This window comes from Corynebacterium urealyticum DSM 7109 (genome assembly GCF_000069945.1).
Taxonomy (GTDB): Bacteria; Actinomycetota; Actinomycetes; order Mycobacteriales; family Mycobacteriaceae; genus Corynebacterium; species Corynebacterium urealyticum.
This window is the reverse complement of record NC_010545.1, coordinates 1-20,604: the sequence shown is the minus strand read 5'-3', so window position 1 is coordinate 20,604 and position 20,604 is coordinate 1. Positions and strand designations below refer to the sequence as shown.

General features: G+C 63.5%; 14 protein-coding genes and 2 tRNA genes. 5 read left to right on the top strand and 11 right to left on the bottom strand.

Annotated elements, in window-relative coordinates; all coding sequences use genetic code 11:
* Positions 1-301: 301 nt before the first annotated feature.
* Positions 302-973 (top strand): HNH endonuclease domain-containing protein, encoded by a 672-nt coding sequence (locus tag CU_RS00080; RefSeq protein WP_012359280.1) that lies wholly within the window; start codon positions 302-304, stop codon positions 971-973.
* The gene (locus CU_RS00075) at positions 970-1,974 is read left to right on the top strand and encodes an AAA family ATPase (protein WP_012359279.1); all 1,005 of its coding nucleotides are present in this window, start codon (positions 970-972) and stop codon (positions 1,972-1,974) included. The genes CU_RS00080 and CU_RS00075 overlap by 4 nt, the downstream gene beginning before the upstream one ends.
* A gap of 511 nt (positions 1,975-2,485) precedes the next feature.
* Here the strand turns inward: CU_RS00075 and CU_RS00070 are convergent.
* From CU_RS00070 to gyrA, 5 genes are all read right to left on the bottom strand, one after another.
* Positions 2,486-3,649: a tyrosine-type recombinase/integrase gene (locus tag CU_RS00070; RefSeq protein ID WP_081477605.1), complete on the bottom strand. Its 1,164-nt coding sequence runs from the start codon at positions 3,647-3,649 to the stop codon at positions 2,486-2,488.
* 146 nt (positions 3,650-3,795) lie between these two features.
* Positions 3,796-3,868: transfer RNA gene (locus tag CU_RS00065), tRNA-Ala, on the bottom strand.
* Between the two features lie 25 nt (positions 3,869-3,893).
* Positions 3,894-3,970 (bottom strand) — tRNA-Ile (locus tag CU_RS00060).
* Positions 3,971-4,073: 103 nt separating this feature from the next.
* Positions 4,074-4,658: a DUF3566 domain-containing protein gene (locus CU_RS00055; RefSeq protein ID WP_012359277.1), complete on the bottom strand. Its 585-nt coding sequence runs from the start codon at positions 4,656-4,658 to the stop codon at positions 4,074-4,076.
* The gene (gene gyrA / locus CU_RS00050; protein ID WP_012359276.1) at positions 4,655-7,171 is read right to left on the bottom strand and encodes a DNA gyrase subunit A; all 2,517 of its coding nucleotides are present in this window, start codon (positions 7,169-7,171) and stop codon (positions 4,655-4,657) included. The genes CU_RS00055 and gyrA overlap by 4 nt, the downstream gene beginning before the upstream one ends.
* A 137-nt stretch (positions 7,172-7,308) precedes the next feature.
* On the opposite strand from gyrA, the gene CU_RS00045 reads away from it, so the two are divergent.
* The 3 genes from CU_RS00045 (at position 7,309) to CU_RS00035 (ending at position 11,086) form a co-directional block, all read left to right on the top strand.
* Entirely contained in the window at positions 7,309-8,655 is a 1,347-nt protein-coding gene (locus CU_RS00045; RefSeq protein ID WP_231837683.1) for an MFS transporter, read from the top strand.
* 58 nt (positions 8,656-8,713) lie between these two features.
* Positions 8,714-10,021, top strand: coding sequence for a glycoside hydrolase family 1 protein (locus tag CU_RS00040; protein WP_012359274.1), 1,308 nt, complete (start codon positions 8,714-8,716; stop codon positions 10,019-10,021).
* A 213-nt stretch (positions 10,022-10,234) separates the two neighbouring features.
* A complete protein-coding gene (locus CU_RS00035; protein ID WP_231837682.1) occupies positions 10,235-11,086 on the top strand; it encodes a hypothetical protein in 852 nt (283 codons plus the stop codon).
* A gap of 114 nt (positions 11,087-11,200) precedes the next feature.
* On the opposite strand, the gene CU_RS00030 is transcribed toward CU_RS00035, so the two are convergent.
* From CU_RS00030 to dnaA, 6 genes are all read right to left on the bottom strand, one after another.
* Positions 11,201-12,214, bottom strand: a complete 1,014-nt coding sequence (locus CU_RS00030) for an alpha/beta fold hydrolase (RefSeq protein WP_012359272.1) — start codon at positions 12,212-12,214, stop codon at positions 11,201-11,203.
* A gap of 310 nt (positions 12,215-12,524) precedes the next feature.
* Positions 12,525-14,597: a DNA topoisomerase (ATP-hydrolyzing) subunit B gene (gene gyrB / locus CU_RS00025; protein ID WP_050816640.1), complete on the bottom strand. Its 2,073-nt coding sequence runs from the start codon at positions 14,595-14,597 to the stop codon at positions 12,525-12,527.
* A gap of 112 nt (positions 14,598-14,709) precedes the next feature.
* The gene (locus tag CU_RS00020; protein ID WP_012359270.1) at positions 14,710-15,219 is read right to left on the bottom strand and encodes a DciA family protein; all 510 of its coding nucleotides are present in this window, start codon (positions 15,217-15,219) and stop codon (positions 14,710-14,712) included.
* Positions 15,220-15,363: 144 nt separating this feature from the next.
* Complete coding sequence (gene recF, locus CU_RS00015) at positions 15,364-16,782, bottom strand: DNA replication/repair protein RecF (RefSeq protein WP_012359269.1); 1,419 nt, start codon at positions 16,780-16,782, stop codon at positions 15,364-15,366.
* A 33-nt stretch (positions 16,783-16,815) separates the two neighbouring features.
* Complete coding sequence (gene dnaN / locus CU_RS00010; RefSeq protein WP_012359268.1) at positions 16,816-18,000, bottom strand: DNA polymerase III subunit beta; 1,185 nt, start codon at positions 17,998-18,000, stop codon at positions 16,816-16,818.
* 843 nt (positions 18,001-18,843) lie between these two features.
* On the bottom strand, positions 18,844-20,604 hold the full coding sequence (gene dnaA, locus CU_RS00005) for a chromosomal replication initiator protein DnaA (protein WP_012359267.1): 1,761 nt from the start codon (positions 20,602-20,604) through the stop codon (positions 18,844-18,846).

The following is a 20,604-nucleotide window of genomic DNA, read 5'->3' as shown; positions in this document are numbered from 1 at the left end:
GTTCGTCATTCTTGGCCCAGAAACACAAAACACCCCCTTTTGGGGGTACGAAAGTTCCCCGCTGTTGACAACGAGGAAAAATCTGGTACTCTGAAAAGGCTTGGCCTGACAACTAAGCACTAGACAAAGCGGTCTACTGGCCGGCGTTGTTTGAAAACTGAACAGTGGACTGTCCAGACTCGCCGCAGGAGACGTGTACCCGATTCGAGGCACAACAAAGGAAGGATGTGCAGAAATGAGTTAAACGCCACTGTAGCACCACCAAGGAGAAAAACACAAGATCGAGAGAGAAGGAGGCCGAATGGCCCAGGTAGACAAGGAATTCCGAGAAGAGCGCGCCCGTCTCGCGCTGGTAGACAAGCGCCGGTGCAACCGGTGCGACGAAATCAAGACGCTATCCACAGACTTCGGCAACGACAGCAACGGTGCAGAAGGGAAGGCCGGCCACTGCCGAGACTGCCACCGACTCAGTTCCCGGGCGTGGTATCACAAGCACGATGGTCTTCAGGGGCCTTTGGACAACGGTCTGAAGAGAGCTCGGGCGGCTGGTCGCCGCGCCTTCAACATTAAGCCGGAGAAGCAACTCAAGCACTGGAAGAAGAACGGCATCGACCCGTGGACGTGCTTCTACACCGGCACACCCCTGCTGAGAGAGCCGGGGCACCCAAACAGCAGGGAGATCGACCACATCGAGCCACTGTCACTCAAGGGTTCAGCCGGTCACGTCATGAAAAACATCGTCCCATGCTCCCACGAGTGGAACCGATACAAGAACACCCGGCGCGCGGTTAACGTATACCTGAACGCACCGGAAGAGCTTCAACCCGTGAAAAACTACGTCGGTCTGGCTCATGGTCACGCAGGAGTGGACGCGCAAGGCAACCCGCTGGCACCGGCGATCACAGAGTGGTCGGACAGCGACCGTGGAGAGCTGATTGTGTACGTCCGCCAGGACACGGAGGTGAGCCAGTGACACAGGAAGTTGGAGAATACACCCTCACTCCAGAGGAAGAACAGTCTTTCCTCATGTGGGAACTGGGGATCGAATCTGTGACCACACTGGAAGAGCGCGGGCCGGTTCAGGAAGAAGATAAGTGGTTGATCCCCGGGATGGTCTCAACCACCGATACGTTTGTATACGGCGAGTCCATGGCGGGTAAGTCATTCCTGATATCGCAGATAACAGCCAGCCTTGTCGATGGCCGCGATGTGCTGGGGATCAAGCCGTACACCAGCGGTTTGAAGGTGTTGCTGATCGCCAACGATTCGGACGGAGGACTTGAGTACCAAGAGCGTGTCGCCAAGCTCAAGACGAACACGGACAACGTGTTCATCATGCAAAAGTTGGGCAAACTTTCCGCCGCTGATTGGGAAGATCTGTACGAATACGTCAAACTAGAAGGTATCGACGCGGTTATTCTGGATCATGCCACGGCGGAACTAGACGGGGATTCCAACCGTCGAGAACCATGGGTTGACCTGTGGGGACGATTGGGCAGGTTCGGGCCCGGAGTGGCTCGTATCCTCGTCGGACACGGCACGGATTCAAGGTTTGAGGGCAGGAAGATCAAGAGGCCAATGGGCAACGCAGCCGCCACCCAGTTGCCGCGCGCGAGGGTCCACTTGTTCGCCCCCGGTGACATCCGCAATCCCAAGCGCGTGCTTGAACTGGATTCCAACAACGCCTGCGTGGACCCCATCCAGTGCCGCCGAGGTGAAGACGGTTACATCGAGTTGGACGAAGAGGCCGACGAGAAACAGCGTCAGCGATCCACCAAGACCACTAACCAGAACAAGGCGTTGGTCGAGGCCGCACTATCCGCGCCGGGTCGCAAGACTCAGGTCGAGGCGTGCCAGTGGATTGCACAACAACCGGGTGTGGACCTGGCCCATGGCACAGTGCGCACCAAGCTCAACCGCATGAAGGACATCGGGTGGGACCGGGATAAGGGGAAGTACGTGAGAGTTTTGTAACGCAACAGCGATACAAGCATTACAAACCAGGACGTTTCCCCAGGTCAGATGGGGTGTATTGTTGCAATGTACCCCCTCTTACTATCGTAATTCACCCCAAAATTACAACCTTCTTCATCGGGGGACTTCGTCCCCCTCCCTTCGGCTCAGTGAGGATTAGGGGCACCGTCTGTGCCCCGTGATCCGAACAGAGACAGCAGAGAGTTCCCCGTGGCCTTCATGGTCCACGGGGGACGATCATCTTCGGCGGTTGTGAGATACCCAGGGGCCTCTTACGGGCCCTGGGGATCGAACAGGAAGCGGGAGGGCACCAAGCCCGACCACTCTTATCGGTGGTCGGTCTGAAAGTGGTGGAACCGGCCTAAGCACGGTTCCGTCGAACCTGCCAGAACTACTGTGTGGAGCTGGCCGGAGAGGCAGCGACACGGCACCCTAGTGATGCCTGTAGTGAATCAGGAGCGCCGGCGATAACCCGGCGCGCCTATCCACGTCATGAATCCGCCTACGGCGATTACTTCACAGCACCACCGGACGATGGACCGGTGGGCTTCGTAGTCGAGATCCTGTTCATGAGCTCAGCGGGGCGGGACTCCCGCACCCGCATGTAGACGCCAACGATGGTGGAAACGTCCTCTTGACCGAGGACGCGACCAATCTCCTTCGGGGTAGCCCCGGCTTCTGCGAGCCGGGTAATCAACCAGTTACGCCCGTAGTGGGGAGTAATCCGCGCAGTGATCCCTGCGCGGTCCTGAGCCGCGTGGAAGACGTTTCGGTACTCCGTATCCATCACAGGCTCCCCAGTGGCCGTTGTGGTGGCGTAACAGCCCGCACCGGGCCTGTAGGTGTCCACGTGTTCCCGGACGACGTGGATGAACTCGGTGAGCACGGGGACCGTCCTGTAGCCGGCCTGTGTCTTCGGCTCATGGTGGACCATCGTGGAACGTCCGTCTTCGTCCTGGACGCGGACTAGGTTGCCCTCCACCGTGATCGTGTCACAATCCGGGGAGATGTTCGCTCCCCGGATCCCCAGGGCTTCTCCGAGACGCAGACCGTGGAACAGGCACAGCACCGTGACCAACCTGAACCGGTGCGGGACCGTGTTCAGGATCGAGAGCATGTCAGCGGTGGCCGGCAATTCTTTGGCCTTCGGCTTCACCTGCCGGCGCGCAGCCCGAAGGTTAACAACGTTGTGGTCAATGTGGCCGTACTCCACCGCCAGCGCTATCGCAGCGCCAAGCTTCTGGTACGCAGAGCGGTTCCGGGGTGCTGTGTCCGGCCACCGGGTGACGGTGCGCTCCCACCACTCCCCCACCATTGCAACCGTGAGCCGGTCCACGGGGACCGCGCATAGGGCTTCATCGTTCAACACGCGGTTGGTGACAATCGCTGAGTACGTGGCGTACGTGGAGTCACGCACGCCGGCCTTCATCATTGACAACCAGTGTTCTACCGCTTCGCCAACCGTGGGAACAGCGACCTTCATCTTCTTCAGTTGCGGCGGCTCCCAGGAGCCAAGATCGATGGTCTTACGCACATCCCCAAGCCATGCCAGAGCAGAGAGCTCGTCTGGGAACGTGTTGGGTGCCTTGTAGGTCTTTCCGTCTGGTCCAAGGTATCGAGCCTGGATCCGTCCGCTGGGCAGTTTCCGGGTGGATCCCCAAGAATTCCGTGCCATAACCGTGCCATAACTACCCCTGTCCGCCGTCGGACAGTCACGACGGGCGGGGGTGTCGTGCCATAAGGAATCTGTCCTTGAGCAGGACAAACACCAAAAACGAAAACAGGCCAGGGGGTGAAAACACCCTCTGACCTGCTGTTTCGTGGAGCATAGGAGAATCGAACTCCTGACCTTCTGCTTGCAAAGCAGATGCTCTACCAATTGAGCTAATGCCCCGAACTTCATTCGAAGTGTGTTCGAATGGTGGGCCTAGGTGGACTCGAACCACCGACCTCATCGTTATCAGCGATGCGCTCTAACCGCCTGAGCTATAGGCCCTTCGAACAGGGACTAGTGTATCCATGCGATGCGATATAAACCAAATCGCCTGGTCAGCCCCTGTTTTATTAAGTTTTCTTCCGCCAGAATGCAGGGCCTTGAGCTAGGCCTCTTCCGACGTTGTCGACGTCTCCGGCGCGGCCACGTTGTCCGGCATCTCCGTCGCCGCGTCCTCCGGATCCGCGACGCGCACCTTCAGCCCGCCGAGGACATCCGCCGCCGCGTTGTACACCAGCGCAGCCAGCGGCACGATGCCCCAGACGACGAAAAACTCCAGGATGCCGACGAGCGCCACCGCGCCCAGCACGCCCCAGCCGGAGATCCCGCCGAAGCCCGCGATGTCCGCCAGCAGGGAGTTCATGCGGCCCCACACGCCGGCTACCGCCAGCACGAGCCACAGGAGCATCCAGGCCAGCACCCACACCGCGAAGGTGACGCAGCCCGCCGCCAGGCCGAGCCGACCGGCGGAGCGCACGTCGATGGCCGTCAGCGTCAGCTCCCGTCCGCGCGGCGCCCGCGCCTTCCAGGACGTCGCCTTCTCAGACGCCGCCTTTCCGGTCACCGAAGCCTCGGTTGCCGTCTTCTCGGCCCCGGCGGCGCCCTTGGCCGGTGCCGTCTCCTTCTCGACCGCGTCAGCCGCCTGGTCGCTAGCCTCCGAGGTCACTTTCTCAGTGCCCTCGGGGGTCACTTCTTAGCGTCCTTCGGCTTCGACTCGACCTGGGCGACCTCTTCTTCCGCCTCTTCCTCGACGTTGCGGTCGACGGCGACGAGCTCAACGCCCTTATCCAGGTCGACCAGGCGCACGCCCATGGTGGAGCGGCCGGTCTCGCGGATCTGGTTGACCTCGGTGCGGATCACGCCACCGGCGCTGGTCATCGCGAGGATCTCGTCATCCTCGGTGACCGTCAGCGCGCCGATCAGCTTGCCGCGGGACTTCTGGTACTTGAAGGCCACAACGCCCAGGCCGCCACGGCCCTTCGCCGGGTACTCCTCCATCGGGGTGCGCTTGCCGTAACCACCGGAGGTGGCGACGAACAGCGCGGAGTCCTCCTGCACGACCGTCATGGCCAGCAGCTGGTCCTCACCGCGGAAGCGCATGCCGTACACGCCGGCGGTGGCACGGCCCATTGGGCGCAGCGTCTCGTCGTCGGCGGTGAAGCGCATGGCCTGGCCTTCCTCGGAGACCAGCAGCAGGTCGTCCTCGGCGGAGCACAGCTGCGCGCCGATCAGCTTGTCGCCCTCGTTGAGGTTGATGGCGATCAGGCCGGAGGAACGGGTGGTGGCGTAGTCCGTGAGGCGGGACTTCTTCACACGGCCCTGCGCGGTGGCGAGCACCAGGTACGGGGCGTCCTCGAAGGACTGGATCTGGATGACCTGTGCGATCTGCTCGCCCGGCTGGAATTCCAGCAGGTTGGCGACGTGCTGGCCGCGTGCGGTGCGGGTCGCTTCCGGCAGCTCGTAGGTCTTCAGGCGGTACATCCGGCCCATGTTCGTGAAGAACAGGACGGTGTCGTGCGTGGAGCAGACGAAGAAGTGACGGACGACGTCGTCCTGTCGCAGCTCGGCACCGCGCACACCCTTGCCGCCGCGTCGCTGGTTGCGGTAGCTGTCCACCTTCGTGCGCTTCGCGTAGCCGGTCGAGGTGATGGTCACGACGACGTTCTCGCGGGCGATGAGGTCCTCTTCGGAGACGTCGCCGGTGGCGGAGACGATCTGGGTGCGGCGCTCGTCGCCGTACTTCTCGACGATCTCGGCGAGCTCGTCGCGGACGATGGCGCGCTGGCGCTCCGGCTTGGCGAGGATGTCCTCGAGGTCGGCGATGATGCGCTCGAGCTCGGCCAGCTGGTCGATGATCTTCTGGCGCTCGAGGGCTGCCAGGCGGCGCAGCTGCATCGCGAGGATGGCGTTGGCCTGGATCTCGTCGACGGTCAGCAGGTCCATCAGGCCCTCGCGCGCGATATCCACGGTCGCGGAGTTGCGGATCAGGGCGATGACCTCGTCCAATGCGTCCAGTGCCTTAACCAGGCCGCGCAGGATGTGAGCGTCTTCCTCGGCCTTGCGGAGGCGGAACTGGGTACGTCGGACGATGACGTCGATCTGGTGCTTGACGTACAGCGAGAGCATCTGGTCCAGGCGGAGGGTGCGTGGCACGCCGTCGACGATGGACAGCATGTTCGCACCGAAGCTGGTCTGCAGCTGCGAGTGCTTGTAGAGGTTGTTCAGCACCACGCGCGGCACGGCATCGCGCTTCAGGGTGACGACGATGCGCAGGCCGACGCGGTCGGAGGATTCGTCGTCGATCTTGGAGATGCCCTTGAGCTTGCCGTCGCGGACCTGCTCGGCGATGGAGCTGACCAGGTTATCGGGGTTGACCTGGTACGGCAGCTCGGTGATGACGATGACCTGACGGGAGCCCTCTTCCTCGATCTCGGCCTTGCCGCGCATGCGGATGGAGCCGCGGCCGGTGCGGTAGGCGTCGTCGATGCCCTTCTCGCCGACGATGAGGCCGGCGGTCGGGAAGTCCGGGCCCTTCACGAAGCCCATGCAGGCCTCGAGGGCCTCTGCTTCCTCGGCCTCCGGGTTCTCCAGGAGCCAGTAGATGGCGTCCGCGAGCTCGTTGAGGTTGTGCGGCGGGATATTGGTCGCCATGCCGACGGCGATGCCGCCGGAACCGTTCATCAGCAGGTTCGGGACGCGGGAGGGCAGGACGGTCGGCTCGGAGGTCTTGCCGTCGTAGTTCGGCTGGAAGACGACAGTGTCCTCGCGGATGTCGCGGACCATCTCCATCGCCAGCGGGGTAAGGCGGCACTCGGTGTAACGCATTGCTGCAGCACCGTCGTTACCGCGGGAGCCGAAGTTACCCTGCCCGTCGACGAGCGGGTAGCGCATCGACCACGGCTGAGCCATGCGCACGAGGGTGTCGTAGATCGCGGAGTCACCGTGTGGGTGGTAGTTACCCATGGTCTCTGCCACTGGCTTCGCGGACTTGACGTATCCGCGTTCCGGCCGGTGGCCGTTGTCGAACATGGCGTAGAGAATGCGCCGGTGAACCGGCTTCATGCCGTCCCGAACCTCCGGGAGGGCACGGCCCACGATCACGCTCATGGCGTAATCGATGTAGCTGTTCTGCATCTCCTTCTGCAAGTCGATCGGTTCGATGCGGTCGAACAGGTTATCTCCACCGTTAGTATCGTCGCTCACTGGAGTTGGTGAACCTTTCTACTTGGAATAGACCCAACCATTCTACCACGTCAGCGCACAGTTTTTGAGCGCACGGACCAGTGGCGGGGATTCTTAAAAACCCAAAAACGTTTGCCGAGAAAACTATGATTTTCCCCGTGACTGTTGTGCAAAGCCCCAAGCAAGAAGTCTCCCGGGGATGGATCTCACGCTTTGGCCTGATGTACCTCGGCCAGAACATCGCATGGGCAGCCCCGACGAATCTTCTGCTCTCCGCCCAGATCCTCGTGTGGTTCCCGGACGATAAGGAACGCCAGCTCGCGCTACTAATGACGGCCGGCGGGCTTGTCAGCCTGCTCGCCTCCCCGCTCGCGGGGATTTTCTCCGACCGGACGCGCTCCTCGCTGGGCCGCCGCACCCCGTGGATCATCGCGGGCATCACGATCGCCTCGGTAGCACTCGGTGTCGCGGGATGGACCGCAACGCTTCCGGGGGATTCCCGCAGCCTGGGTTACGGCCTGTTGTTGGCGGCGTGGATGGTCTTCCAATTCGCCATCGCTCTCGCGGTGACGCCAACGCAGTCCATCGTCCCCGACCAGGTCACCGAGCGGCAGTTCGGCACCGTCTCCGGCGTGATGGGTATGACCTACACCCTGGGCATCGTGCTCGGTACGGCACTCTCCGTCGCGCTCCCCCGCCCCTGGGCCTATGCCGCGGTCATCGCCGTGCTGCTAGCGACGGCGGTGCCCTTCCTCATCCGCGACCGGGAACCACTCCCCTGGCTGGCGGGCTCCGCCGACCCGGTAGCGGGCCCGGACACAAGCCCGGCGGCCAGCCCCGCACACGGCGCTGAACACGCATCTGAACAGCCGAAAGCCGGTGCCACAGAAACGGCACCCACGGGCCTCACGGGCGCCCGGCGCGTCGTCCCCAACCCGAAGGACGCCCCGGACTTCTACTGGATGTTCATCACCCGCCTACTGCTGATGCTGGCCCAGGCCATCGCGCTATTCTTCCTGCTCTACTACCTGCGCGACCGCATCGGCTTCCACGACCCCGAGCTCGGTGTGCTGATACTCACGGCTGTGTTCGCCGGCTGCGTGGTCGCCACCGCCCTGTGGTCTGGCTGGTTCTCCGACAAGCTCGGCGCCCGCAAGCCCTTCATCCTCTTCTCCGCCGCCGGGGTGGCCGGCGCCTGCGCGGTGCTGGCCTTCACCAGCTCCTTCACCGTGGTCGTGGTCGGTGCCGTGATCCTGGGGCTCAGCTGGGGTGTGTACCAAGCTATCGACCAGGCCCTCGTCAACGCCGTGCTCCCCACCGAGCAGGAGCGCGCTACCCACATGGGCCTGATGAACCTCGCCGTCCTGCTGCCGAACACGCTGGCCCCTTCCATCGCAGCGATCGCTCTCAGCCTGCTCGGGGGCTACACGGGGCTCTATCTCCTGGCAGGTGCGATGTGCCTGGCCGGAGGCGTCCTCGTCCTAAAGATCCAATCCACCCGCTAAGCGCAAAACTTTCCGCGCGACCGCTGAACAAAACAACCCACAACCGAAGGAGAAAACGATGCCTTCCTCCCCCACCACCTTCCTACCGCTGGGCAAGCTGATGATCGGGACGGCGACGTCCTCCCTACAGATCGAGGGCGGCGACCGGAACAACAACTGGTACGAGTGGGCTCAATACCCCGGCACCATCGCCGACGGCACCAGCCCGCTGCGCGCCAACGACCACTGGAACCGGTGGCGGGAGGACACCGAGCTCATGGGTTCCCTGGGGCTCAAGACCTACCGGATGGGCATCGAATGGTCCCGCATCGAGCCCGCGCCCGGGCAGTGGGACACCGCCGCGATGGACCGCTACCGGGAGGAAATCGCGCTGGTCAAGGAGCGCGGGATGGTACCGCTGGTGACCCTGCACCACTTCAATAATCCGCTGTGGTTCCAGCGGCTCGGCGAATGGGAGAAGCCGGAGAATATCGCCCACTGGCTGCGCTTCGTGGGCCACGTGGTCAAGGGGCTATCCGACCTGGTCACGGACTGGGTCACCATTAACGAGCCGAATGTGTACGCCACCTCCGGCTTCCTCTTCCACGAGGCACCGCCGGCGAAGAAGTCCTACCGGCTGGCGCTGAAGGTGATGCGGAACATGGCGATCGCGCACTGCCGGGCATACCGCCTGATCCATGGGATTCAGTCGGGCGCGCGGGTCGGCTTCGCGCACCACATGCGCTCCTTCGTGCCTGCTCAGGAGCGTAATCCGTTGCACCGGCTGGCCTCTCGGTCCAGCGCCTTCCTCTTCCAGGACGAGCTGAGCCACGCGATGCTGGGCGGGAAGTTCCGGGGCGTGCTGGGCCGCCAGCCTTCCGATATCTCGCCGGGCAAGTACTACGACTACCTGGGGCTGAATTACTACTCGCGCACGGCGTCCGCGGGCTTCGAGGACGGCACGCTGCCCGGCAAGCCGGTCAATGACCTCGGTTGGGAGATCTACCCGCAGGGCCTCATCGAGTGCGCCGGCTGGATGCACGAGCGCTACCCCGCGCCAATCTGGGTCACGGAGAACGGCACCTGCGATAACGGCAGCCCGACGAGTCTGGAGAACTTCCGCTGCCGCTTCATCTACGACCATCTGGCCGCAATTAGCGCATCTGACCTGCCGTTTGAGCGCTATTACCACTGGTGCTTCGTGGATAACTGGGAGTGGGCGGACGGCGAGGCGCAACGCTTCGGCCTTGTCCACAACGACTACGCCACGCAGACCCGCACACCGAAGCTCAGCGCCGAATTTTTAAGCCGGATCATCGCCGAGGGCGGAATTTCCGGGGAGGCGAAGCGGGAGTTCGTCGACGTCCAGCGCTACCGCATCGGGTAGGTCGGTTCTCGGGCGACCGTAACCGGGACGGACGTCGTCCCTATCGAACTCGACATCCGTGAGGGGCATTCTTGTCGAGGACGTCGCCCCGTCGGCCACCCGAATGTTTCACGTGAAACAATCCGCCCCAGCCTCTGCCAGAATGGAGGGAGAAGAAAGCGCCGGCTTAAAAAGCCCAGCCAGAACAGGAAAGGCAAAGTGCAGGCGAACAGCATGGCTCAGAACATTCTCCCAACCCCACAGGCGGAATTCGCAGCCCTCGGCTTCTATGGGGAGCCACTGGACCAGATGATCCACCGGTCCTTCGAGGAGCAGAACCAGGGGCTTGCGAATGCGCACGGCTTCAAGATGATCTCCCCGTACATCGATCCCTCCGGTGCGCGAATGATCCGTTTCATGGGGGAGAACAACTCCACCGTCGCGGTCTCCCTCATGCACCCCGATACCACGGCCGCGCGGGTGGGTCTGATCACCCCGACGGTCGCGCTCGTGGACGTAGTCAACACCGAAGGGGAGATCGCCGCCCGCGTGACCTGTGCCGTTGATGATTTCTTCTCCTATTCGAAGGTCTCCGGGCCAGAGGTCGTCAAGGAAGGCAAGGTCGCCACGAACGCCGACGAGGACGGCATGATCCCGCTGGTGAACTTCTGCCTCACCGCAGCGCTGGGTGGCGGCAAGATGCACCTCTACCCCAGCGAGGCAGCCTGGCGGCAGGCCCATCCGGAGCATGTGCGCGAGGACGGTGTCATCACGAAGCCGCGGCTGATCTCCCCAGCTGCCCAGGCCTTCTTCGACGGTGACACCGACGCGATTAACCCGTGGAACCACGTGCGGATCACCGTCGCTGGGATTCGGGGCGCGACCAATGAGCTCACTGGCAAGCAGTTCTTCGTCGTGCAGGACACGCCGAATGCCCGTGGCTTCGCGCTCACGGCCTGCCTGCCGGCAACCGAGGAGCTGAAGAAGCACATGCGACCAGGCGTGGTGCTGGAGGGCCCGGCCGTGCTGATGGGGCACAACGCCACGCTCGCGAACCCGGCGGTGTCCACACCGGAGGAGGGCTAAGGCCCCGAAACGGGCGGTGAGTCCTAAGGCCCCGCCACAAACTTTGAGGCCTAAGGGCCCGGGCTCATGGGCTCAGTTAGGGCAGCGCCCCACACATAACGCCGCCCTGAAGGCCTAGGCCTCGACCGTGGCGGCCCAGCGCTCGAACCGGTCGGCCACGACCTGCGGCTGGCGCGCCCAGCGATTGTGGCCGAGCTGCTCCACCTCCGCGGGATACTCCTCCACCGCAACGCAGCCCTGCGGGAAGAGCAGGGCGAGGTTCTTCGCGGAGTCGAGGGGGCAGTCATCGTCATTGGAGAAGCGGGTGAGCAGGATATTCGTCTGCGTCTCCGCCATCGCCGCGACATAGTCCATGTCCTGGCCGTGCAGGTTTTTAAAGCTATTGCGCTGCGCGAGCTTGGTCCATTCCAGGATGTGGTTGCGCGCCTGCCGGCCGTAATTTGCGATATCCAACAGGCCCTCCGGCTGGTAGCCGCGGGCCAGCACAATCGCGCTCATCAACAGGGAGCCGAGCCTGAGCTCGATGCGGGTGCGTCCGGTGAAACCCCGGTAATACGGGGTGCCGGTACCAACCCCCATGTAGCCCAGGACGTTGAGCTCCTTAGCCTCCGGGCGCGCCAGGAACACTGCAGCCATCTGCCCACCCATCGAGTGGGTCAGCATGATGGTCGGGTACTTCTCCCCCAGCTCCAAGCGGCGCTTGACCGCGCGGATGGTGCGCGGGAAATCGGAGCTCGCCAGATCGTGATAGCCCCAGTCCTGGGTGCGGCTAGCGGCGGCGGTGGATTCGCCCTGGCCGTGCAACTCGCCGATGGCGACGATCCAGCCGCGGGTGGCGAGCTCCTTGGCGATCGGCTCGTAATAGCGGGCGCCGACACCGAAGCCCGGCCACAGGATGACCAGGGGTTTCTTCCCATCATGGCCGCTCTCCGCAGCGGTGCGGGGTTCGGCTGCGGTGCCGTTCTCGGCGCCTGCCTGGGCTGCTGCCGGAGCCGGGCTAGCTGGGCCTTCGCCGCCGGCTAGCGGTGGGGTGAAGATGCGCACGGCCGTGGTGCTGCCGTCCGCCATCTGCACGTGAACCCACTGACGGTGCACATCCTCGACGGAAACTACGTTATTTTCACTCACCCGTCACATGATATGTGTGCCCACGAACACATTTGGCTATATCAAGATAATGCTTTGGGCTGAGGCCGCGAGCTCTTTAGAAGCGCCCCTCGCCTAGCAAAGAGCTTTAAAAAGGGCTTTCGATAGCGCTAAGACCCAAGTTTCACCCAATAATCTTGGATTCACCCCCACTGGACCCAAGATTAGGGGCCTAATCTTGGGTCACCGGTCGGCGCTGGCCCCCTCACCCAGCACCGCCCCTCACCGACCACCCCACGCGGGCGCCAACGCTGACGTCGACGTCGACCTCCCCCAGCCTTAAACCCGAACCCTAGACGTCCAGGAAACGGACGTCGCGCGCGTTGCGGGTGATGAAGCTACGGCGGGCGACAACGTCGTCACCCATCAGGATGCTGAACAGCTCGTCAGCAGCCTCCGCGTCCTCCAGGGACACCTGGCGCAGCGTGCGGGTGGTGGGATCCATCGTGGTCTCCCACAGCTCCTTCGGGTTCATCTCGCCGAGACCCTTGTAGCGCTGGATGCCATCATCCGTGTCGATCTTGCGGCCCTCTTCCAGGCCCTTTTTCAGCTGCTCATCGCGCTCCCGGTCTGAGAACGCGTAACCCGGCTCGCCCTTGCCCCACTTCAGCTTGTACAGCGGCGGCTGGGCGAGGTACACATAGCCGCCCTCGACGAGCGGACGCATCAGGCGGAACAGCAGAGTGAGCAGCAGCGTTGCGATGTGCTGGCCGTCCACGTCGGCGTCGGCCATCAGCACGATCTTGTGATAGCGCAGCTTGTTGATGTCGAACTCATCGTGAATGCCGGTGCCCAGCGCGGTGATGATTGCCTGCACCTCGGCGTTCTTCAGAACGCGGTCCATGCGGGCCTTCTCGACGTTCAGGATCTTGCCGCGCAGGGGCAGGATGGCCTGGTACATCGAATCGCGGCCGGACTTCGCGGAGCCACCTGCGGAGTCACCCTCCACCACGTAAAGCTCGGACTTGATCGGATCCTTGGAACGGCAGTCGGCCAGCTTGCCTGGCAGCCCGCCCATATCGGAGGCAGACTTGCGGCGCACCAGGTCACGCGCCTTACGAGCCGCCTGGCGAGCGTGCGCGGAGGCCACAGCCTTCTGCACGATGACCTTAGCCTCAGCCGGGTTGGCATCCAGCCAGTCGGAAAGGTGTTCATTGATCGCGCGCTGCACGAAACCGCGGATCTCGGTGTTGCCCAGCTTCGTCTTCGTCTGGCCCTCGAACTGCGGGTCACCGACGCGGACGGAAATGACGGCAGCCAGACCCTCACGGACGTCGTCGCCGGTGAGGTTGGAGTCCTTCTCCTTCAGCAGCTTCTGATCACGCGCGTAACGGTTGATCAGGGAGGTCATCGCGGCGCGGAAGCCCTCCTCGTGGGTACCGCCCTCGAAGGTGTTGATCGTGTTCGCGAAGGTATGGACGGACTGCTGGTAGCCGTCGTTCCACTGCAGCGCGACCTCGACCTCGTGGTCCTCGCCCTTGGCGTCGAAGCTGACGATCGTCGGGTGGATCGGCTGCTTCTTGCGGTTGATGAACGCGACGTAGTCCTTCAGACCCTCCGGGTAGTGGTACGTCTTGGTGCGCGGGCCCTTCTTCTTCTTGGCCTCTTCCTCCGCCTGGCGCTCCTCAGCGGACTTCGGCGCCTCAGCCTGCTCGGTGAGGTCCTCGAGCTGCTCCTCCGGGTCCTCGGCCTCGATGGCCTCCGGGCGCTCGTCGGTGAGGGTGATGGTCAGGCCCTTATTCAGGAATGCCATTTCCTGCAGGCGCTTGGCGACCGTGTCGAAGTTGAACTCCACGGTCTCGAAGATCTCCGGGTCCGGCCAGAACCGCTGGGTGGTGCCGGAACCGCGCTTCTTCTTGCCCTGCACGAGCTCCTGCGGCACCGCGTTGACGAACTCCTGGTACCACTCGAAGCCATCGCGAACGATGCGGGTTTCCACGCGGGTGGACAGGGCGTTGACCACGGAAATACCAACACCGTGCAGACCACCGGAGACTGCGTAAGAATCGGAGTCGAACTTACCGCCGGCGTGCAGCTGCGTCATGACGACCTGTACGGTCGGGGCGCCGGAAGGGTGCATCTCCACCGGGATGCCACGGCCGTCGTCGGAAACCTCGACGGAGCCGTCCTCCTTCAGCGTGACGGAGACCTTCTTGGCGTAGCCCGCCATCGCCTCGTCCACGGAGTTGTCCACGACCTCCCAGATGAGGTGGTGGAGGCCACGCTCTCCCGTGGAGCCGATGTACATGCCCGGGCGCTTCCGGACTGCCTCGAGGCCCTCGAGGATGGTGATCGACGATGCGTCGTAGTCACCCGGCTTGTGCTCGTGCGGAGCTGGCGTGTTCTGCGGTTCTGGTGCACCCACGGTGGGTAAAACTCCTTCGTGTGCCACTAATTAACTCCACCAGTCTACCGGCTTTTCCTGCGAAAATACAGTTTCCGGCAGCCTGGGCGAGCTGCGGGTCACGCCGTGGCACTCAGCCGTAATCATCGCGTTTGCCCCGCCCTTGGACGCGGAGGCGGCCGGTCTGTCGCGGCCCGTAGTCCGGGTTGTGAATCTTGAGTTCGACGACGACGTCCGGCCCCAACTCCTGGGCGATTTTCGACAGGATGGTCGCCTGGATAAGGCGAAGTTGGGTCGCCCAGGGTGTGGAGTCGCTCTGGACGTGGAGGAACTTGTTTTTCTCGTCGAATTTCACCGGCCGGGTGTGTGCGGCGATCGTGGGGCCGACGAGGTGCTCCCAGTCCTGCATGAGGCGGCGCACACCGACGTTTTCCTCCCAACCCTGGCGCCGGATTTCGCGGCTGAGCAGGGCGGAGAAGCTGCCGGGGTCGCGGTAGCTGCGGTCGGCGCGGCCGTCCATGCGGGTTTTGATGCGCTGGACGCCAGAGCTGGTGCGCGCTGTGTTGCCGGTGCTGCCGGAGTCTGTGGCGGGTTCCGCGAGCGTGCCCCGGCGGCCCCGGTTCCAGCCGTTCCTGCGAGCCATGCGGGGAAGATCGGCGTTTTTGCCGGTCGCGGGCTTGCCGCCGGCTTTTTTTGATGGCTTCCAGTGCTTGGGCGACGGGGTCGAGGAACTGCTCCTCGCGGTTGGAATTCTCACGCGACTGCTGCTCGCGTGGCTGGTGTTCCGTCACGCCTGCTCACCGCCGGTGGAGGCCGCCGACCCCGGGCCCTCACCCTCATCGGCGGCCGGCTCGAAGTGCTCGAAGTTTTCCCCCGTCTCACCTGGCTCTCCGACGGCTCGCTTCGCTTCGCTGGGTTCAGCGGCGTGCTCCTCGGCCTGCTCCGGGACGCTATCGCGGGGGATGGTCTCGTCGATCACGGAGATCCGCCGCTGCTGGCCTTCCTCGGTGACATGCACCGCGCGAACATCATGGAACGTGGCGATATCCCGCAGCTCAGCGGGAATATCTTCACCCACGGCCGCGGTGATGAGCACCTGCTCGGCTTCGGTGAGCAGCCCGACGAGCTGTTGACGTCGGGAGGAATCCAGCTCCGCGAAAACGTCATCCAAGATGACCACCGGTTCCACGCCATCCTCGCGCTGCATGAAGAACGCGCCGAGCCTCAGCGCCAGGGCGAAGGACCAGGATTCCCCGTGAGAGGCAAAACCCTTGGCGGGCTGGGTGCCCAGCATGAGCACGAGGTCGTCGCGGTGCGGGCCGATCAGCGTGGTGCCGCGGTCCACCTCCTGGGTGCGCTTGCGGGCGTAGGCCTGCAGCAACGTGGCCTCCGCGACCTCCGGAGAGAGCAACGCCAGCTCGGCTGCTGGGTCGCGCTCGAGCTCCGCCTCCCCCAACAGCACACCAACCTGGGCCAGGTCCGCGTCCACGGTCGAGGTGTACGCCATGTGCGCGGGCCGGGACTCCGGGGCGAGCCGGGCGTAGGTCTGCGCAACGTGTGGTGCGAGGTCATGGGCGATCTGCACCCGCGCGGACATGATCTGCCCGCCCAACGCGGCCAGCTGGGCATCCCAGACGTCCAGGGTGGCGAGGGCAGAAAGGCGTTCCGCGTCGTTTTCGGGGGCGATACGCAGGGCGTAGGCGTTATTGCGCAGCAGAGCGTTGCGCTGGCGCAGGGACTTATCGTAATCCGCCTTCACCGCCGCCAGCCGCGGGTAGCGGGCGACCATGATCTCGTCGAGGAACTTGCGGCGCTGCTCCGGTTCGCCGCGCACCAGGGCGAGGTCCTCCGGGGAGAACAGGGTGGTGCGGACGATGCCCAGCAGCTCGCTGGTGGTGGCCAGCTGCGTGCGGTTGATGTGGGCACGGTTGGATCCGTGGCCACGGATCGCGATATGAGCTGTGAGCTCCCGGTTGTGGTTCACCGCCGTGGCAGAGACCCGGGCGATCTGTTGGCCTTCCCGGACCAGCGCGGAATCGGTGTTGACCCGGTGGGAGCCCAGGTGGGCCAGGTAGCCCAGGGCCTCGACGATGTTGGTCTTGCCGTGCCCGTTGGGCCCGGAGAACACCGTGACACCCGGGTCCAGCTGCAGCGAGAGTTCCCGCCACGACCGGAAGTCGTGGAGTTCTAGGCTGCGGACAAACATGTTTCCACTCTATGCCGAGGGTTCGCGCGGGCTTTAGCCCGGCAGGCGCACCGGCATGAGCAGGTACTTGAAGTTGGTCTCCGGGTCCGGGAAGGTGCCGTCCTCCTCGGCCTCCGGCAGCTCGGCCGGGGCAGGAATGAGGATCGCGGGGCGGGAAGGCTGGGTGAATCCGAAGACCACGCGCTCGGTGTGGATCGCGCTCAGGCCGTCCTTGAGGTACGCCGGGTTGAAGGCGATGGTCAGCGGCTCGCCGTGGTAGGCGCAGTTCAGGACTTCCTCGGCCTGACCAACATCGGAGCCGCCGGCGGAAAGGGTCAGCGTGGACTCCTCGAAGTGCATCCGGATCTGGGAATTACGCTCCGCGACCAGGGAGACACGGCGGATCGCGTCCAGCAGCGGTGCGATCTCCACGGAGGCCATCGCGTTGTGGCGGGCCGGCAGCAGCGGGCGGAACTTCGGGAAGTCCGCATCCAGCAGGCGGGTGGTCGTGCGGCGGGCATCGGTGACGATGCCGAGCAGGCCGTCCGCACCGATGTCCTCCCCTGAACCGATGGCGATCTCGATCGGATCGTTGAGGCTGTGATCCAGGGTGCGGGCGGTGTCCGCCAGCGTGCGGGCCGGGATCAGCAGCTCAGCCTTAGCGTCGGCGGACGCCGGGTTCCACTGGAAGCTACGAACAGCCAGGCGGAAGCGGTCGGTTGCTGCGAGAACCACATTTTCGCCCTCGATCTCCATGCGGATACCGGTGAGCATCGGGAGGGTGTCGTCCTTACCCGCTGCGATCGCTACCTGGCTGATGGCCTCGGTGAAGAGATTCGGGTCGATGGTGCCGGTCACGGCCGGCATGTCCGGCAGGACTGGGTAATCCTCGATGGTCATCGCGGGAAGTTCGAAGCGGGAGCTGCTGCTGCGAACCAGGACCGTGGAGCCGGAGTACTCCATGGTGATTTCCTTACCCGGAAGTGCGCCGACGATGTCGGATGCCAACTTACCGGCCACGAGGATGCGGCCTGGTTCGTCAACATTGGCATTCACGCGCACGCGGGTGGAGACTTCCCGGTCGAAGCCCGACAGCTCCAGGCCATCGTCATCCGCGAGGATCATCACGCCACGCAGGATCGGCTGGGTTGGCTTCGTGGGCAGCGCACGGGCGACCCATGCCAGTGCAGATGCGAAATCATCCTTCGCAACCGAGAAACTCACATTTTCTTGCTCCATGCTGAGCTGTCCCTCCGGTCAACGTTCATCGCCTTGAACGTGCTTCAAAACTTTGTCTTTTTCTTCGAGTCTCAAGACTAGCCGACGCACCGGACACGGCCGAAGAAAGTGCGCTTGCTTGTTATTCGCTCCCCTTCGCGGCTTGGCACGGCTTCGCCGGGCAGACCGGGACTATGCACACCACCAATTTCTTCTCTCTTTGCCAATTGGGAAGTTCAGCAGTGTTAGTAGGGGGTGTGAAAACTGTGGAAAACATGTCATTTACCCACGCCGGGGGCCGAATCGGGGTGTGGGGTTCGGGTGGACGACTCTGTGGATAACTGTGCCCAATTGTGGATAACTTTTGTCATTCGCGAGTTATCCACAGCCCATCCACCTGCGGTTTCCCAAGATCTGGGTAGTTATCCACAGAAACCCCAGGTCACGAGCTTCAACCTTGAACCCCAACTTGATCCACCCGAAAACACAAACTTGTAATTACGCTTGTGGAAAACCCTGTGGACATGTGGATAACTCCGGAAAATCATGGTCACAGACCTATTTTTATCCACATTCCGGGTGAGTTATCCACCGAACGCTGTGGATAACTGTGCACAACTGTGGACGACGATCCCCCGAGCTCTCACCGTCACCCCCAAAAATTTGCGTTTCCGCCCCCAAACACAATTCGGTGTGAAAGCCCCAAATTTCAAGAAAACCGGGCGCCGTCGCCGCGCGCGGACGTCCTTAACTTCAAGCCCCTGCCGCGGGAACCGCCCCACAAAACGCCCGCAGAAACCCCAACGAACGCGTTGACGTCCCGAAACCTGCGGAACTCCCCGAAGAAAGCTCGAGAAAGAAGGACTAACCCCGCGCCGCGGCCTTCGCGCGCTGCGTCAGCTCCTGGACCTCGTTAAAGGTGACGCGATCCTCCGTCAACTGCTCCCGAATGCGCCGCTCCGCGTGCATGACCGTCGTGTGGTCGCGGCCGCCAAAGGCTTGCCCCAGCTTCGGCAGCGAAAGATCTGTCAGCTCACGGCACAGATACATCGCGATCTGGCGCGCCTGCACGAAACGCTTCGTGCGCCCCTTCCCCACCAGCTCATCGACGGTCAGGTCGAAATAAGAGGACACCACATCGATGATGACCTGCGGGGTCATCTGCACATCGTCGACCGGCATGATGTCCCGCAGCGCGATCTCCGCAGCCTGCTTCGTGATTGGCTCCTTACCCAGGGAGCAATATGCCGTCACGCGGATCAGCGCGCCCTCCAGCTCGCGGATGGAGGTCTCGTACCGGCTCGCGATCAGCTCGAGCACATCCTCCGGCAGCGTGGTGCCCTCCGCGGCCGCCTTCCGGGACAGAATCGCCATGCGGGTTTCCAGGTCCGGGGTTTGGACGTCCGTAATCAACCCGCCCTCGAAACGCGTGCGCAGGCGGTCCTCCAGCGTGGTCAGCTGCCGCGGCGGACGGTCGGAGGAGAGCACGATCTGCTTATTCGCCTGGTGCAGTGCGTTGAAGGTGTGGAAGAACTCCTCCTGCGTGGATTCCTTGCCCTGCAGGAACTGGATATCGTCCACGATCAGCATGTCCAGGTTGCGGTATTCGCGCTTGAACTCCTCGCGGCGGTCGTTGGCGATGGAGTTAATGAAGTCATTGGTTAGTTCTTCACTGGAGACGTAGCGCACGCGCATGTCCGGCTGCAGCTCCTTGGCATAGTGGCCGATGGCGTGCAGCAGGTGGGTTTTGCCGAGCCCGGATTCGCCCCAGATGAACAGCGGATTATAAGCGCGAGCTGGGGCTTCGGCGACGGCGCGGCAGGCGGCGTGCGCGAACTGGTTGGAGCCGCCGATGACGAAGCTTTCGAAGGTGTACTTCTTATTCAGCAAGGTGTCCGAGTCCCGGTCGCCCTCGTCCGTGTCCGCGGTTGGGGACGACGACGCCTCGGCCGGCACGAAGGCCTCGTTGCGGGATTCTGGCTGGTTGACGCCCTGGTGCTGCTGGGCTAGGCGCTCGGCGGCGAGGATGCGGGTGTGCTCGTCCTGCTTCGGGTCGTGCTGTGGGGATTCCGCGGGTGCAGAGGGCTGGGATGGCGCCGTGGATTGTGGTGCTCGCGCCTCTGCTGCTGTGGGGGTTGCCGGCGCGGGCGCTGTTGTCGAATGAGCAGCTGGGGTGGATCGTGCTGGCGTGTGGACCGCGGAATGGCCGGCGGGGGCCTGTTGTTCGGCTGCGCCCGGGACGGTGTTGGTGTTGGTCGGCTGGGCTGTGTCCTCCGGCTCGGCTTCCCGGATGGAGAGGCTGAGGGTGACTGGGGATTGCAGGATGTCCCCGAGAACCCGTTCGATCGGCTCGGCGAGTGCGCCCTCCACGACCCCCTTGGACCATTCATTTGGCGTGGTCATCACGGCGATCCCGTTGATGAAGAGGACGGGCTGGATCTGACGGAGCACGCTGCGGGAGGAGGCGGAAAGCGGCGGGAACTGGGTGCCGTCGCCCTCGATCCACGCGTCGACGAGGCCGTGCCAGATGGTGGCGAATTTTGTGGGATCCGCGGGATCTGGGGCGTGAGTCATGCGCGAGCCTTTTTCTTCTCTTCTGGGGTCGGGGGTAACCGTTAAGGACAT

Coding starts and splice junctions, on each gene's coding strand:
- CU_RS00035 (WP_231837682.1), top strand. CDS start 10,235: ATGGCTCAGAACATTCTCCCAACCCCACAGGCGGAATTCGCAGCCCTC.
- recF (WP_012359269.1), bottom strand. CDS start 16,782: ATGTTTGTCCGCAGCCTAGAACTCCACGACTTCCGGTCGTGGCGGGAA.
- CU_RS00040 (WP_012359274.1), top strand. CDS start 8,714: ATGCCTTCCTCCCCCACCACCTTCCTACCGCTGGGCAAGCTGATGATC.
- dnaN (WP_012359268.1), bottom strand. CDS start 18,000: ATGGAGCAAGAAAATGTGAGTTTCTCGGTTGCGAAGGATGATTTCGCA.
- CU_RS00020 (WP_012359270.1), bottom strand. CDS start 15,219: ATGGCTCGCAGGAACGGCTGGAACCGGGGCCGCCGGGGCACGCTCGCG.
- dnaA (WP_012359267.1), bottom strand. CDS start 20,604: ATGTCCTTAACGGTTACCCCCGACCCCAGAAGAGAAGAAAAAGGCTCG.
- CU_RS00070 (WP_081477605.1), bottom strand. CDS start 3,649: ATGGCACGGAATTCTTGGGGATCCACCCGGAAACTGCCCAGCGGACGG.
- CU_RS00080 (WP_012359280.1), top strand. CDS start 302: ATGGCCCAGGTAGACAAGGAATTCCGAGAAGAGCGCGCCCGTCTCGCG.